The organism is Stenotrophomonas sp. GW821-FHT02D01, assembly GCF_059421765.1.
In genome coordinates this window covers 185,874-198,601 of sequence record NZ_JBWKVP010000001.1, presented here as the reverse complement: position 1 = coordinate 198,601, position 12,728 = coordinate 185,874, and the positions used below count along the sequence as shown (strand labels likewise).

Sequence of the window (12,728 nt, the reverse complement as noted above, 5' to 3'; positions counted from 1 at the left end):
GCAGGACAGCGCACACGAGCAAGCGGCGACCGAACCTACAAGGACGTATTTACGGCGTCCCCCGTAACCGGACCCACCCCGCCTACCCTCAGGAAACCCGCTTTGGCTGTTGCTGTTGCTGTTGCTGTTGCTGTTGAGGTTGCCGGCCAGCGGCCGGCACTACAGCAGGTGCAGGGCGCAGCCCTGCCCCTCCCCTTATTTGGCAGCAGCAATCTGCTTTTCGATGTCCGCCGCGGTGACCGGGCCCAGGAAGCTGTGGGCCAGCTTGCCCTGCGGGTCAATCAGATGGGTCAGCGGCAGGCCACGCGGGGTGGCGAAGTCGGCCGGTGGGTCGAACGGATCAACGATCACGATCGGGTAGGTCACCGGATGCTTGGTCAGGAACGCCTGCATCTCCGGCGTCTCGATGTCCTCGTAGGCCAGGCCAACCACTTCGATGTTGCTGCGCATGGCATGCAACGCCGACAGCTCGGGCATTTCCTTGCGGCAGGGCGCGCACCAGGTCGCCCAGAAATTCACCACCACCCACTTGCCACGATGCGCGGCCAGGTCGTAATCGCTGCCATCGACCGCCTTCATCTTCAGCGACGGGAACTCGGCAGTGACGCGTTCGGCGGGCGTGTCCTCGACCGTCGCCGGCGCGGCCGGGGTCGGTGCCTGTGCCGGCGGCTGGCTGCTGGCCGGGGTCGGCTCCTGCGCGGGTTTGCAGGCGGCCAGGGCCAGCAGCGCAGCCAGCAGCAACGGGGTCTTGCAGGTCATGGGGCGTCTCCAGAATCAGGGTAGATGTCGCTGACGCGACGCTTGAGGCGTTCACGCAGCGGCAGGCGCAGTTCATCCAGTGCGGCCAAGGCAGCCCGGCCGAGGCTGTCATCGCGGTAAGGCAGGTGTTGTTCGGCCACCGGAATGCGCAGCTGCGTGCATTCGTACAGATCGCCCAGGCTGACCTGGTCCAGATCACGGGCCAGCAGCCATTCGCCGCGCTCATCGCGGCGCAGCAGGCCGATGCCCTCCAGGTGGCAGGCCAGGTCCTGCAGCAGCGAGTCGGTCAGCATCGGTTCCAGCCGCAGGATCTCGTCGTCGGCCAGGCCCCTGCCCTTGGCGCGTGCGTGCTGGAAGCGCCCGAGCAGGCGCAGCAGGCCATAGAACTCGTAGCCCTGCGGCAGGCGCAGTTCCACCGGCTGGTAGCGGAAGGCCGCCATCGACGACGCCAGTGATGCACCCAGCAGCACGGCCACCCAGCACAGGTAGATCCACAGCAGCAGGATCGGCACGAAGGCCACCGTGCCATACAGCTTCTGGTAGGACTGGAAGCTGCCCAGGTAGGCGCCGATGCCCCACTTCACCAGCTCCAGGATTACCGCGGCGAGAATCGCACCCGGAACCGCGTGGCGCCATTTCACGGTGTGATGTGGCACCACCCGGAACATCAGGGTGATGCAGACGAATTCGATCAGGATCGGCGCCAGCCGCAAGGCGAGATCGGCCAGCCAGCGTCCCTCCTGCGTGCCGAACAACGGCATCGCGAACACCCGCGCAGACACCGCCAGCGACGCAGCGGCGAGCATCGCGCCGAGCGTCAGCACCGTCCAGTAGACCAGGAAGCGGGTCAGCCGCGGCCGACTGCTGCCGACGCGCCAGATCTGGTTGAAGGTCTCTTCAACACTGTTGAGGGTGATCAGCAGCGAGATGACCAAGGCGATGAAGCCAGCGGCAGTGAGCTGGCCCGCGCTGGCCGAGAACTGCCGCAGGTAGCCTTCGGCGGCGCGCGCGGCATTGGGCACGAAGTTGGAGAAGACGTAGTCACTGAGCTGGTCGCTCCAGCGATCGAACACCGGGAAGGCCGAGAGCACGCCAAATACCACGATCGCCAGCGGCACCAGCGCGAACACCGTGGTGTAGGCCAGCGCCGCGGCAGCCTGGAACAGGCGGTCATCGAGGAAGCGGCGCCACAGGAAGCGGCCGAAGCTGGCGGCGCGTGCGCGATCCCGCGCGCGCTCCATCCACAAATTGAGCGTATCCAAAGGTTCCATCGGCGCAAGGGTACCCGATGCGGAATCGATGCAGGATAGCCATACTGGCGTCCACACGATGAGGAGAGCTGGGCGCGATGGGCGAAATCCTGGTGCTGTACTACAGCCGCGGCGGTTCGGTGGCACGGCTGGCGCGCCAGATCGCGCGGGGCATCGGCGAGGTGCCGGGCATGGCTGCGCGGCTGCGCACGGTGCCGCCGGTGGCTGCCGTCACCCAGACTGCACAACCTCCGGTGCCGGACGATGGCGCGCCCTATGTAAGCGTGCAGGACCTGGCGGAGTGCCAGGGACTGCTGCTGGGCAGCCCCACCCGTTTCGGCAACATGGCCGCGCCGGTCAAGCATTTCCTTGACGGCCTCGGCGCCGAATGGGTGAACGGCACGCTGGCCGGCAAGCCGGCCGGGGTGTTCACGTCCACTGCGTCGATGCATGGCGGCCAGGAGTCGACCCTGCTGTCGATGCAGGTACCGCTGCTGCACCACGGCTGCCTGATCGTCGGCATTCCGTTCACCGAGCCGGCGCTGAGCCACACCACCAGTGGCGGCACGCCGTATGGCGCCAGCCACGTGGCCGGCGCCGCCGACGACCCGCAACCCACCGACGATGAGGCGGTACTGGCGCGGGCGCTGGGCCGGCGCGTGGCCGACATCGCGCAGCGGCTGGCGCGATGAGCACCGCTCCGCGCACCGTGCTGCTGCTGGCCCTGATGGGGCTGGCGGCGCTGTTTGCCGGCTGGTTCATCAACGACAGGCACTGGCTGGCCACCCAGCTGGTGTTCACTGCGCCGCCGCTGGCGCTGGCCATCGCCCTGCGGCTGGGCTGGCGCAAGGCCGGGTTCTGGGCGGCGGTGCTGGCGCTGGGCTGGTTCAGCCACGGCGTGATGAGCGCCTGGAGCCATCCCGAGACCCGCTGGCTGGCACTGATCGAAATCGTGCTGGCGCTGCTGGTGATCTTTTCGGCCAGCCTGCCCGGCCTGCGCGCCCGTTTCGGGCGGCGGCGCTGACGCTGCGCCCGGTGGGCCGTATCATCTGCGTTCCCGGCCCCGCGCCGCTGTACCTGCCTTGGTTTCGCGCATGCACATGATGGAAGAGCTCCTGGTCGTCACCACCGGTGGCACGATCGACAAGATCTATTTCGACGACAAGTCGGACTACCAGATCGGCGACCCGCAGATCGGCATGATCCTGCGCGAACTGGGGGTTACGTTCCGTTTCAACGTGATTCCGATCCTGCGCAAGGATTCGCTGCACATCAACGACGACGATCGTGAGCTGATCCGCGCGACGATCGCTGCGCAGCCCACCCGCCACGTGCTGGTGACCCACGGCACCGATTCGATGGTGCAGACCGGCAAGGTGCTGGCGACGATCCCGGACAAGACCATCGTGATGACCGGTGCGCTGAGCCCGGCACGGTTCCGTGGTTCGGATGCGGAGTTCAACATCGGCTGTGCGATCGGTGCGGTGCAGTCGCTGCCGGCGGGAGTGTTCATCGCGATGAACGGCCGGATCTTCGACCCGCAGCATGTGCGCAAGAACGTGGCGGCGAACCGGTTCGAGTCGGTTTGAGGGATTAAGGCGCGCTGTCGCGCGTCGGCGTTTCGGTTGCTGTACTGGTGAGAGGCTCAGGCTCTCCAGACAGATGCCGGTGCGCGGCCAGCAAGGTCAAAAAAACACCCCGGCCGAAGCCGGGGCGTGCCCATGGAGAGGGGCTTGGGCTCAGTACTGGGCGTTGACGGTCACGCCCGAGAAGGTGCTGTACGCCTTCACCCGCACGTACCAGGTACCGGCGGTGGGGCTGTTGACGGTGCAGGTCTCGTTGTTGCCGCTCAGGTACGGGCGGCAGGTGTAGACGGTGTCGGTCGGGGCACTGCCCTGGCGCAGGTACAGGTCGGCATCACCGCTGCCGCCGCTGATCGCCACGCGCAGCTGCGTGCTGCCAGCCGGGACGTTGACGGTATAGCTGAGCGATGCGCCGCTGGCTGCGCCGAGGCCGGTAACCGGCACGTTGTTCTGCAGCACGGTGCCACCCGGGTTGGGCGTGGTGCCGTTGATCGCGGCAGTCACCGCGGCATCGGCGTCGATGATGCCGGCGCCGCAACCACCCGAGCACGCACCCGGCAACGGACGCGCGGTGCTCTTGATGATGCTCTCCACCTGCGCCGGGCTGAGCGGGCTCGGTGCCACTGACTGCATCAGTGCAACCACGCCTGCCACGTGCGGCGCCGCCATCGAGGTGCCGTTGTAGGACGCGTAACTGGCGCTGCCCGGGGTGGTGGTGCCGCTGTTGAGGGTGGACAGGATGCTCTGGCCCGGTGCGGAGATATCGATGCCGGTGCCGTAGTTGGAGAAGCTGGCACGTGCGCCTGCCGAGGTGGTCGCCGCCACCGCGATCACGTTCGGGCAGTTCGCCGGTACCGACGAGGATACGTTGGTGTTGCTGTTGCCGGCAGCGACCACCACGGTGGTGCCACGGCCGACCGCGCCGTTGATGGCGTTCTGGTAGGTGGTCGAGCAGCTGCCGCCGCCGCCGAGCGAGAGGTTGATGACCTCGGCCGGATTGGCGTTGGCCGGCACACCGCTGACCGTGCCGCCCGAGGCCCAGACGATGGCATCGGCGATGTCGGAGGTATAGCCGCCGCACTTGCCGAGCACGCGCACCGGCACGACCTTGGCATTGAATGCGGTACCGGCCACGCCGGTGCTGTTGTTGGTCACCGCAGCGACCGTGCCGGCCACGTGGGTGCCATGCCAGCTGGAGTTGGAGGCCGGAATGCCCGAGCCGCACTCGTTGGCACCGTACCAATCACCCTCATCGTTGGGATTGCTGTCACGGCCACCGCCATCGCGCGCCATCGCCGCGTCGCTGATGAAGTCATAGCCGGGCAGGATGTTGGCGTTGAGGTCGGCATGGTTGGTGATGCCGGTATCGATCACGGCCACGACCACACCGGTGCCGGTGGCCTTGTCCCAGGCCGGACGCACGTTGATCGAGGCGTTGGACGTACCGAAGCCCCATTGCTCGCTGAAACGGGTGTCGTTGGGGGTCAGCGTCGCGCGCATGATCTGGTCGACTTCGACGTATTCGACGTTCGGGTCGGCGGCCAGCTTGCGCATCAGCAGCTCGGATTCGGCCTGGTCCAGCGCACGGTCGGTCCTGACCACGGTGGAGCCGACGGCAAGCCTGCGGACCTGCTGCAGGCCCAGCGCGCGGCCCTGGCTGCTGGCGATGCCGGCAGCGGCCGTCTTCAGCGAAGAGGCCAGCGCGGTGGTGTTGGCCACCGGCGCACTGCCGTCGCGGAACTTGACGATGAAGCGCTGGTGGGTCTGCGCGGACTGCAGGCCGCTGAGCTGGACATCACCGGCCAGCGCAGGCGTGGCCAGCAGCAGCGATGACAGGACGGACGCACCAAGGACCACCCACACACGACGCACACGCGGTTGCGTTACCTGGGACATCGGATTTCCCTTCTAATGGTAGGAATGCCGGAATCGGCAGAAGCACCGGCCTGAACCGTGGGCTGGCTTGCGATGGCGAGGTTCGGGTCCGGCGAGCCAGCGGATTCCCCTGTCCATCCGCTGTGTTGATGACGCTAGTGGCTCAAACCGGACACCACAAGATTTTCAGCGTCTTTTCAGCAAGATGAAATGTTGGATCTGAGACTTTCCGGGTCGAGGGTTTGTGAAGGTGAAGGAACTTTCGCGTCAGCTGCACGTACCTGACTGCGGAATGTCCTGTCCCGCCATGTCTTTGCCGACATCGGCGGGTGTGATTTGCAAGGCATGGCGCGCGCCTCCCCAAACGCAGAAAGCCCGTCACGAGGACGGGCTTTCCAGGAAGGCAGCCGGGCATGGCCCGGCTCCGATATTCAGCGCAGGCGATCAGCCCAGCTTGACCAGCCAGCCGTGGCGGTCCGGCAGGCGACCGTACTGGATGTCGGTCAGTTCCTTGCGCAGCGACATGGTCACTTCACCGGCCGGCGCGTTGATATCGCCCACCGAGAAGCCCTCGCCCTTGAGCTGGCCGATCGGGGTGACCACCGCCGCCGTACCGCAGGCGAACACTTCGGCGATCTCGCCGGAGGTCACGCCCTGCTTCCACTCATCGATGGTGACCTTGCGCTCTTCGACCTTCATGCCGCGGTCGCGGGCCAGCTGCAGGATGCTCTCGCGGGTGATGCCCTCGAGGATGCTGCCGGACAGTTCCGGCGTGACCAGCGTGCCGTCCTTGTAGACCAGGAACACGTTCATGCCGCCCAGTTCTTCCAGGTACTTGCCTTCGACCGGGTCCAGGAACAGCACCTGCGAGCAGCCCTGTGCCTGCGCCTTCTGCTGCGGCAGCAGCGAGGCGGCGTAGTTGCCACCGCACTTGGCCGCACCGGTGCCACCCTTGGCCGCACGCGCGTACTCGGTGGACAGCCAGATCGACACCGGGGCGACGCCCTTGGCGAAGTACGGGCCGGCCGGGCTGGCGATCACGTAGTAGCCGGCCTTGTGCGCGCCGCGCACGCCAAGGAACGCTTCATCGCCGATCATGAACGGACGGAAATACAGGCTCGACTCATCGGCCGACGGCACCCAGGCGCTGTCGACGGCGATCATCTGCTTCAGCGATTCGACGAAGATCTCCACCGGCAGCTCCGGCAGCGCCAGGCGCTGCGCCGAACGCTGCAGGCGACGGCCGTTGGCATCGGGGCGGAAGGTCCAGATCGAGCCATCGGCATGGCGGTAGGCCTTGATGCCCTCGAAGATCTCCTGGCCGTAGTGCAGCACGGCCGCGGCCGGGTCCAGCTGCAGCGGACCATAGGCACGCACGCTGGCGTTGTGCCAGCCGGCATCCTTGTCCCAGCGCACTTCCACCATGTGGTCGGTGAAGTGCAGGCCGAAGCCCGGCTTCTCCAGGATCTGGGCGCGCTCTTCAGCGCTGCGCGGGTGGTCCGAACGGGTGACGGCGAAGCTGGGAATGGACTGGGACACCGGAGATTTCCTGTTCTGGTTGCGGGTAATGCCGGGCCCGCGTCACTGCGGGCCGTGGGTCAAAGCATGCCGGTTTCGAGGCGCGCGGCCTCGGACATCATGTGCTGGTTCCACGGCGGGTCGAAGACCAGCTCGACGTCGGCCTCGGCCACCGTCGGGATCATTTCAAGCTTGCTGCGCACGTCGTCGACCAGGATGTCGCCCATGCCGCACGCAGGCGCGGTCAGGGTCATCTTCACGTCGATCTCGCGCTGCCCTTCGTCGAGGTGCTTGATCTCCACCTCGTAGACCAGGCCCAGTTCGACGATGTTGACCGGAATTTCCGGGTCGAAACAGGTGCGCAGCTGCTGCCACACCAGTTGTTCAACCTGCTCGTCGCTGGCATCGTCGGGCAGCTCCAGCGGTGCCGGCGCCTCCTTGCCGATGGCATCGCCATCCTTGCCGGCGATGCGGAACAGATTGCCCTCGACGAACACCGAATAGCTGCCGCCCAGCGCCTGGGTGATGTACCCATAGCTGCCGGCGGGCAAGGTCACGGTGTCGCCCTGCGGGACCATCACGGCCTCGCAATCGCGTTCGAAGTGGACAGGTTCGCTGCTACGGGAATACATGGGGACCGATATGGGGCTGCGGCATAAGCCACGCAAGCGGCCATTCTAGCGTAGGCGCCCCGCCCTCGCCGGTGCACTGCGGCAAACCACAGTATCCTGTGGGCGACCTTCAGGAGCTTCGATGTCCTCCAATGCCGCACGCGCCAGGACCGTTACCTGGCTCTGGCCCTTCATGTTGTTGCTGGCGCTGGCCACCGCCCCCCTCGCCTGGATGCTGATCGCCCTGTTCACCGGCCGCCCCGTCGGCTGGATGGCGGTCCTGACCGCCCTGGAACTGGTGTTCATGCTGCGCCTGGGCACGCTCGGTCCCGGCAAGCTGCGTATCGCCCTGGTCGTGCTGGGCACGCTGCTGGTGGCCGCGATCTCGAACTGGGCCATCGCCAGTGCCTGGATGGGCGGCTCGATGGGCCTGAACCCCTGGGACGCCTCGCTGCGGATGGGCCCGCACCTGGCCTGGACGCTGATCACCCTGGCCAATGGCGTGGTCGAGTGGCTGTGGCTGGCGGTGGGCGTCGCCGTAGGCGCCTGGCTGGCGCGTTGATCGCGCCGGTGATGCCCTGGTAGATCCACGCCATGCGTGGATGGGGTGGTTGGATCCGGGGTCAGAGCCCTTTCCTGCGGAAAGGGATCCGACCCCAACCCTCAATGCCCGCCGTCAAGCGCCTTCAGTTCGCTGACCAGTGACGCCGCCGCCCCTGCACCATCGCCGTACAGCATGCGGGTGTTGTCGGCGTAGAACAGCGCATTCTCGATACCCGCAAAGCCGGTGCCCTTGCCGCGCTTGATCACCACCACGTTGCGGGCATTGACCACGTCCAGTACCGGCATGCCGTAGATCGGACTGGCCGGATCGGTGCGCGCCACCGGGTTGACCACGTCGTTGGCACCGATCACCAGCACCACGTCGGTAGTGGCGAACTCGGGATTGATGTCGTCCATGTCCGCGATCAGGTCATACGGCACCCCCGCTTCGGCCAGCAGCACGTTCATGTGCCCGGGCATGCGCCCGGCCACCGGGTGGATGGCGAACTTGACCTTCACCCCGCGCGTGATCAGCCGCTGCGCCAGCTCCCAGATCTTGTGCTGGGCCTGGGCCACGGCCATGCCATAACCGGGCACGATCACCACGCGTTCGGCAAAGCCCATCATCGCCGCCACGTCGGCCGCTTCGATGGGCTTCTGCGCACCGGAGATCGCCTGCGCTTCTCCCCCGGCGCCACCACCGAAGTTGGAGAACAGCACGTTGCGGATCGGCCGGTTCATCGCCTTGGCCATCAACCGGGTCAGCAGGATGCCCGCTGCGCCGACCATCATGCCGGCAATGATCAACGCCTCGTTGCCCAGCACGTAGCCTTCGAACGACACCGCCAGGCCGGTGAACGCGTTGTACAGCGAGATCACCACCGGCATGTCGGCGCCACCGATCGGCAACGTCATCAACACGCCCAGCGCCAGTGCCAGCACGAAGAAGGCAACGATGGCCCAGGTGCTGAGCGTGCTGGCGGCGATGATGCCCAGCACCACTACGGCCAGCGCCACCAGCAGGTTCATCACCTGCTGGCCCGGCCAGGTCACGCGCTTGTCGAGGCGGCCATCGAGTTTGGCCCAGGCGATCACCGAGCCGGACAGCGACACCGCACCGATCGCCGCGCCCACCACCGCCAGCACCAGCACCGTGCCGGACGGCTGCCGCGCGGCCAGATCGGCCAGCGCCTGCGCACTCCAGTGGGTGGTATCGCGGTTGGCCAGGAACGCATAACGCAGCAGTTCCACAGCACCGATGGCGGCCGCCGAGCCGCCGCCCATGCCGTTGTACAGCGCGACCATCTGCGGCATGTCGGTGACGGCGACCTTGCCCGCCGACCACCAGGCCAGGCCGGCCCCCAGCAGCAGTGCCACCAGGATCAGCGGCACGTTGTGCAGTTCGGGCAGGAAGAAGGTCGCCACCGTGGCGAGCAGCATGCCCAGCCCCGCCCAGCGGATACCGCTGCTCGCGGTCATCGGCGAGGCCATGCGCTGCAGGCCGAGCAGGAACAGGGTGGCGGCGACCAGGTAGCTGGCCTTGACCAGCCAATCGAGCAGTTCGACGGTGCTGATGTTCAAGCCTGCGGCTCCTTCGGTTCATCGTTGCCGGCCTTGCGCACGCTCGGCTTGAACATTTCCAGCATGCGCGCGGTGACCACATAGCCACCGGCTGCGTTGCCGGCGCCGAGCACCACGGCAATGAACCCCAGCACCTTCTCCAACGGCGTCTGCGCGTGCCCCAGCACCACCATCGCGCCGATCAGCACGATGCCATGGATGAAGTTGGAGCCCGACATCAGCGGGGTATGCAGGATCACCGGGACCCGGGAAATGATCACGTGGCCGGCAATGGCGGCCAGCATGAAGATGTACAGCGCCACGAACCCGTCACTCACCGGCAACGCTCCTGCTCTGTCTTCGTCGTCCCATCATAACCACGGGCTGAACCCTGCGCGCGTTCCGGTCAACCACGGCCGCGCTCACGCGTTGTCGATGGTGACCCCTGCCGAGGAACCGTACCCTGTGCTGGTGAGCAGCCCTGTCCCCTCAACCACCGATGCCGACACCGTTCCGGCCTCGCTGGAAGCGTTCCTGGCCAGCGTCGGGCCGCGCGCCTTCCGCTTCGCCGAGGCCGGCCTGCGCCAGCGTGATGACGCGCTGGATGCGGTGCAGGACGCGCTGCTGCGCATGCTGGACTACGCCGACAAGCCGGCCGCCGAGTGGGCGCCGTTGTTCTGGAGCATCCTGCGCCGGCGGGTGATTGACGTGCAGCGCCGCCGCCGCTTCCGCCTGCCGTTCTGGCGCGACAACCAGGACGCCGACGGTGGCGAGATCGACTGGGCCGACCCCGGCCCGGACCCCTCGCAGGCGCACGAGCAGCGCCAGCAGTACCAGCAGCTGGTGCGGGCACTGCGCGACCTGCCCGCCCGCCAGCGCGAGGCATTCACCCTGCGCGTGCTGCAGGACCTGGACGGGGCCACCACCGCCCGCGCCATGGGCTGCAGCGAAGGCGCGGTAAAGACCCATCTGGCGCGCGCCCGACAGGCGCTGCAGAATCAACTGGAGATGCACCCGTGAACCGCCCCCTGCCTTCCGATGACGCCCTGCGCAGCCTGCACGCGCAGTCGCTGCAGGCGCTGTCGCCGGCCACCCTGGCACGCCTGCGCAGTGCCCGTCACAACGCCGGTGCGGCGCACGCCGGTCGCTGGCGCTGGTGGCTGGCCAGCGCCTGTTCGCTGGTGATCGCGCTGGGCATCGGCGTCCAGTTCGTCGGTCCGGGCGATCATCAGGGCCCGATCAGCACGCCGATCGTCGCTGCGGAAGAAGACAATGGCGTGCTGTACGACGAGAATCCCGATCTGTACCTGTGGCTGGGCGACAACGACCTGGCGATGGAGTGAACCATGCTGCGATACCCCTCCCTGCCCCTGCTGATCGCCCTGACCCTGCTGCCCGCTGCATCGGCACTGGCGCAGGCCACCGCGCCGGCGCCTGCCGCGCGGCCGGCACCTGCTGCCGCGCCGCTGCCGAACTGGGAACAGCTGAGCCCGGCCCAGCGCGAAGCGCTGTTGGCCCCGCTGCGTGACCGCTGGAACGGCGCCGATCCCGCGCAGCGCCAGCGCATGCTGTCGCACGGCCAGCGCTGGCAGTCGATGAGCCCGGAAGAGCGCGACAAGGCCCGCCGTGGCCTGCGCCGCTTCGAACACATGAGCCCGGAGCAGCGCGAGCAGGCCCGGGCGTTGTTCGGCCAGATGCGTGACCTCAGCCCGGCCCAGCGCGATGCCATGCGCGAGCGCTGGTCGCAGATGACCGCAGACGAACGCAGGGAATGGGTGCGGGACAACCCGCCGCCGGCGAAGCCGCGGTAACCCCTATCGAAGCGGTAGCGCCGGGCCATGCCCGGCGGATTCACCGGATGCCGCTGCGCTCGCCGGGCATGGCCCGGCGCTACCGACTCAGGCCTGCCAGCGCGTTTTCGCCAGCAGCTCGTCTTCCCAGTCGAAGCCCAGCTGGCCATCACGTACGAACAGAGCGACGAAGTTCATCAGGTTGCGCGCATACATCTCGCTGGCCTGGGTTGCACCTCGGCTGGCCAGACCCAGCGGGCCATCGATGGTCACGCCCTGGTGCTCGATGCATTGGCCGGGCTCGGTCAACGCGCAGTTGCCACCGCTCTCGGCGGCCAGATCGACGATCACGCTGCCGGCGGCCATGCCTTCGACCATCGCGGCGGTGACGATCGTCGGCGCCTGACGCCCCGGCACCGCGGCAGTGCAGATCACCACGTCCACGCTGCGCAGGTGGTCGCCAAGACGGCGCTGCTGTTCACCACGCTCTTCATCGGTCAGCGCCCGCGCATAACCGCCCTCGCCTACCGCGCTCACCCCCAGGTCGAGGAAGCGCGCACCGAGCGACTGGATCTGTTCGCGGGTTTCCGGGCGCACGTCGAAGCCCTCCACCTGCGCACCCAGGCGGCGCGAGGTGGCAATGGCCTGCAGGCCGGCGACACCGGCGCCGATCACCAGCACCTTGGCTGGACGCACGGTACCGGCCGCCGTGGTCAGCATCGGGAAGAAGCGCGGCGCGCGTTCGGCAGCAATCAATGCCGCCTTGTAGCCGGCCATGCCGGCCTGCGAACTGAGTACGTCCATCGCCTGTGCGCGCGTGGTGCGCGGCAACTGCTGCAGCGGGAACAGGTGCAGGCGGTCATCGGAGGCCAATGCGGCCAACGCAGGGTCGGCCGCCGGGGTCAGCAGGCCGACCACACTGGCGCCCGGCTTGAGCTGGGCCAGCACCTCGGCCGGTGGCGCCTGCACGCACAGCAGGATGTCGATCTCGGCCCAACGGGCGGCGTCGAAGGCGCGGGCACCTGCGTCGTCGTAGGCGGCATCGGTGAAACCGGCCGTCTGGCCCGCACCCGGCTGATACCACACGGTGATGCCCAGCGCACCGAGCTTGCGCGCCGTTTCCGGCGTGAGCGCAACGCGTCGTTCGCCCGGCGCGGTCTCCTTGATCCCCAGCAACGCCACGGCCATGCAGATTCCCGCTGATCGGTGAGTGGGTCCGATCCTAGCAGGCGTACGTGG

Annotated in this window: 15 protein-coding genes; 7 read left to right on the top strand and 8 right to left on the bottom strand. The window is 67.6% G+C overall.

Annotation, left to right across the window (positions count from 1 at the left end; translation table 11 throughout):
* Nucleotides 1-195: 195 nt before the first annotated feature.
* Together AC07UW_RS00865 and AC07UW_RS00860 are read right to left on the bottom strand one after the other, a co-directional pair.
* The gene (locus tag AC07UW_RS00865) at nucleotides 196-759 is read right to left on the bottom strand and encodes a TlpA family protein disulfide reductase (RefSeq protein ID WP_223494295.1); all 564 of its coding nucleotides are present in this window, start codon (nucleotides 757-759) and stop codon (nucleotides 196-198) included.
* Nucleotides 756-2,030: a YihY family inner membrane protein gene (locus AC07UW_RS00860; RefSeq protein WP_032977469.1), complete on the bottom strand. Its 1,275-nt coding sequence runs from the start codon at nucleotides 2,028-2,030 to the stop codon at nucleotides 756-758. The genes AC07UW_RS00865 and AC07UW_RS00860 overlap by 4 nt, the downstream gene beginning before the upstream one ends.
* Before the next feature lie 77 nt (nucleotides 2,031-2,107).
* Here AC07UW_RS00860 and wrbA point away from each other — a divergent pair, with 77 nt between their 5' ends.
* The 3 genes from wrbA to AC07UW_RS00845 all read left to right on the top strand — a co-directional run bounded on the left by wrbA (nucleotide 2,108) and on the right by AC07UW_RS00845 (nucleotide 3,598).
* Entirely contained in the window at nucleotides 2,108-2,701 is a 594-nt protein-coding gene (gene wrbA, locus AC07UW_RS00855) for an NAD(P)H:quinone oxidoreductase (RefSeq protein ID WP_025879137.1), read from the top strand.
* Nucleotides 2,698-3,033, top strand: coding sequence for a DUF2069 domain-containing protein (locus AC07UW_RS00850; RefSeq protein ID WP_025879136.1), 336 nt, complete (start codon nucleotides 2,698-2,700; stop codon nucleotides 3,031-3,033). Before wrbA ends, AC07UW_RS00850 begins: the two co-directional genes overlap by 4 nt.
* Nucleotides 3,034-3,112: 79 nt before the next feature.
* The gene (locus tag AC07UW_RS00845) at nucleotides 3,113-3,598 is read left to right on the top strand and encodes an asparaginase domain-containing protein (protein WP_033830416.1); all 486 of its coding nucleotides are present in this window, start codon (nucleotides 3,113-3,115) and stop codon (nucleotides 3,596-3,598) included.
* Nucleotides 3,599-3,748: 150 nt separating this feature from the next.
* On the opposite strand, the gene AC07UW_RS00840 is transcribed toward AC07UW_RS00845, so the two are convergent.
* The 3 genes from AC07UW_RS00840 to sufT form a co-directional block, all read right to left on the bottom strand.
* Nucleotides 3,749-5,488 (bottom strand): S8 family peptidase, encoded by a 1,740-nt coding sequence (locus tag AC07UW_RS00840; RefSeq protein ID WP_495211237.1) that lies wholly within the window; start codon nucleotides 5,486-5,488, stop codon nucleotides 3,749-3,751.
* A 423-nt stretch (nucleotides 5,489-5,911) separates the two neighbouring features.
* Complete coding sequence (locus AC07UW_RS00835; protein WP_117309605.1) at nucleotides 5,912-7,006, bottom strand: branched-chain amino acid aminotransferase; 1,095 nt, start codon at nucleotides 7,004-7,006, stop codon at nucleotides 5,912-5,914.
* A 59-nt stretch (nucleotides 7,007-7,065) separates the two neighbouring features.
* The gene (gene sufT, locus AC07UW_RS00830; protein ID WP_025877975.1) at nucleotides 7,066-7,617 is read right to left on the bottom strand and encodes a putative Fe-S cluster assembly protein SufT; all 552 of its coding nucleotides are present in this window, start codon (nucleotides 7,615-7,617) and stop codon (nucleotides 7,066-7,068) included.
* Nucleotides 7,618-7,738: 121 nt separating this feature from the next.
* Between sufT and AC07UW_RS00825 the strand changes: the two genes are divergently transcribed.
* Complete coding sequence (locus tag AC07UW_RS00825; protein WP_025877973.1) at nucleotides 7,739-8,158, top strand: hypothetical protein; 420 nt, start codon at nucleotides 7,739-7,741, stop codon at nucleotides 8,156-8,158.
* A 101-nt stretch (nucleotides 8,159-8,259) separates the two neighbouring features.
* On the opposite strand, the gene AC07UW_RS00820 is transcribed toward AC07UW_RS00825, so the two are convergent.
* Together AC07UW_RS00820 and AC07UW_RS00815 are read right to left on the bottom strand one after the other, a co-directional pair.
* Nucleotides 8,260-9,720, bottom strand: a complete 1,461-nt coding sequence (locus AC07UW_RS00820; RefSeq protein WP_495211236.1) for an NAD(P)(+) transhydrogenase (Re/Si-specific) subunit beta — start codon at nucleotides 9,718-9,720, stop codon at nucleotides 8,260-8,262.
* A complete protein-coding gene (locus tag AC07UW_RS00815) occupies nucleotides 9,717-10,037 on the bottom strand; it encodes an NAD(P) transhydrogenase subunit alpha part 2 (RefSeq protein ID WP_223494292.1) in 321 nt (106 codons plus the stop codon). Before AC07UW_RS00815 ends, AC07UW_RS00820 begins: the two co-directional genes overlap by 4 nt.
* 97 nt (nucleotides 10,038-10,134) lie before the next feature.
* Here AC07UW_RS00815 and AC07UW_RS00810 point away from each other — a divergent pair, with 97 nt between their 5' ends.
* Genes AC07UW_RS00810 through AC07UW_RS00800 form a run of 3 tightly spaced genes read left to right on the top strand, consistent with a single transcriptional unit; the run spans nucleotide 10,135 to nucleotide 11,510 of the window.
* Nucleotides 10,135-10,719, top strand: coding sequence for an RNA polymerase sigma factor (locus tag AC07UW_RS00810; RefSeq protein ID WP_495211235.1), 585 nt, complete (start codon nucleotides 10,135-10,137; stop codon nucleotides 10,717-10,719).
* Entirely contained in the window at nucleotides 10,716-11,042 is a 327-nt protein-coding gene (locus AC07UW_RS00805) for a hypothetical protein (protein WP_059066081.1), read from the top strand. Before AC07UW_RS00810 ends, AC07UW_RS00805 begins: the two co-directional genes overlap by 4 nt.
* 3 nt (nucleotides 11,043-11,045) lie before the next feature.
* Entirely contained in the window at nucleotides 11,046-11,510 is a 465-nt protein-coding gene (locus AC07UW_RS00800) for a DUF3106 domain-containing protein (protein WP_025877967.1), read from the top strand.
* An 87-nt stretch (nucleotides 11,511-11,597) separates the two neighbouring features.
* On the opposite strand, the gene AC07UW_RS00795 is transcribed toward AC07UW_RS00800, so the two are convergent.
* Nucleotides 11,598-12,677, bottom strand: coding sequence for an NAD(P) transhydrogenase subunit alpha (locus AC07UW_RS00795; protein WP_032977478.1), 1,080 nt, complete (start codon nucleotides 12,675-12,677; stop codon nucleotides 11,598-11,600).
* Between the last annotated feature and the right edge of the window lie 51 nt (nucleotides 12,678-12,728).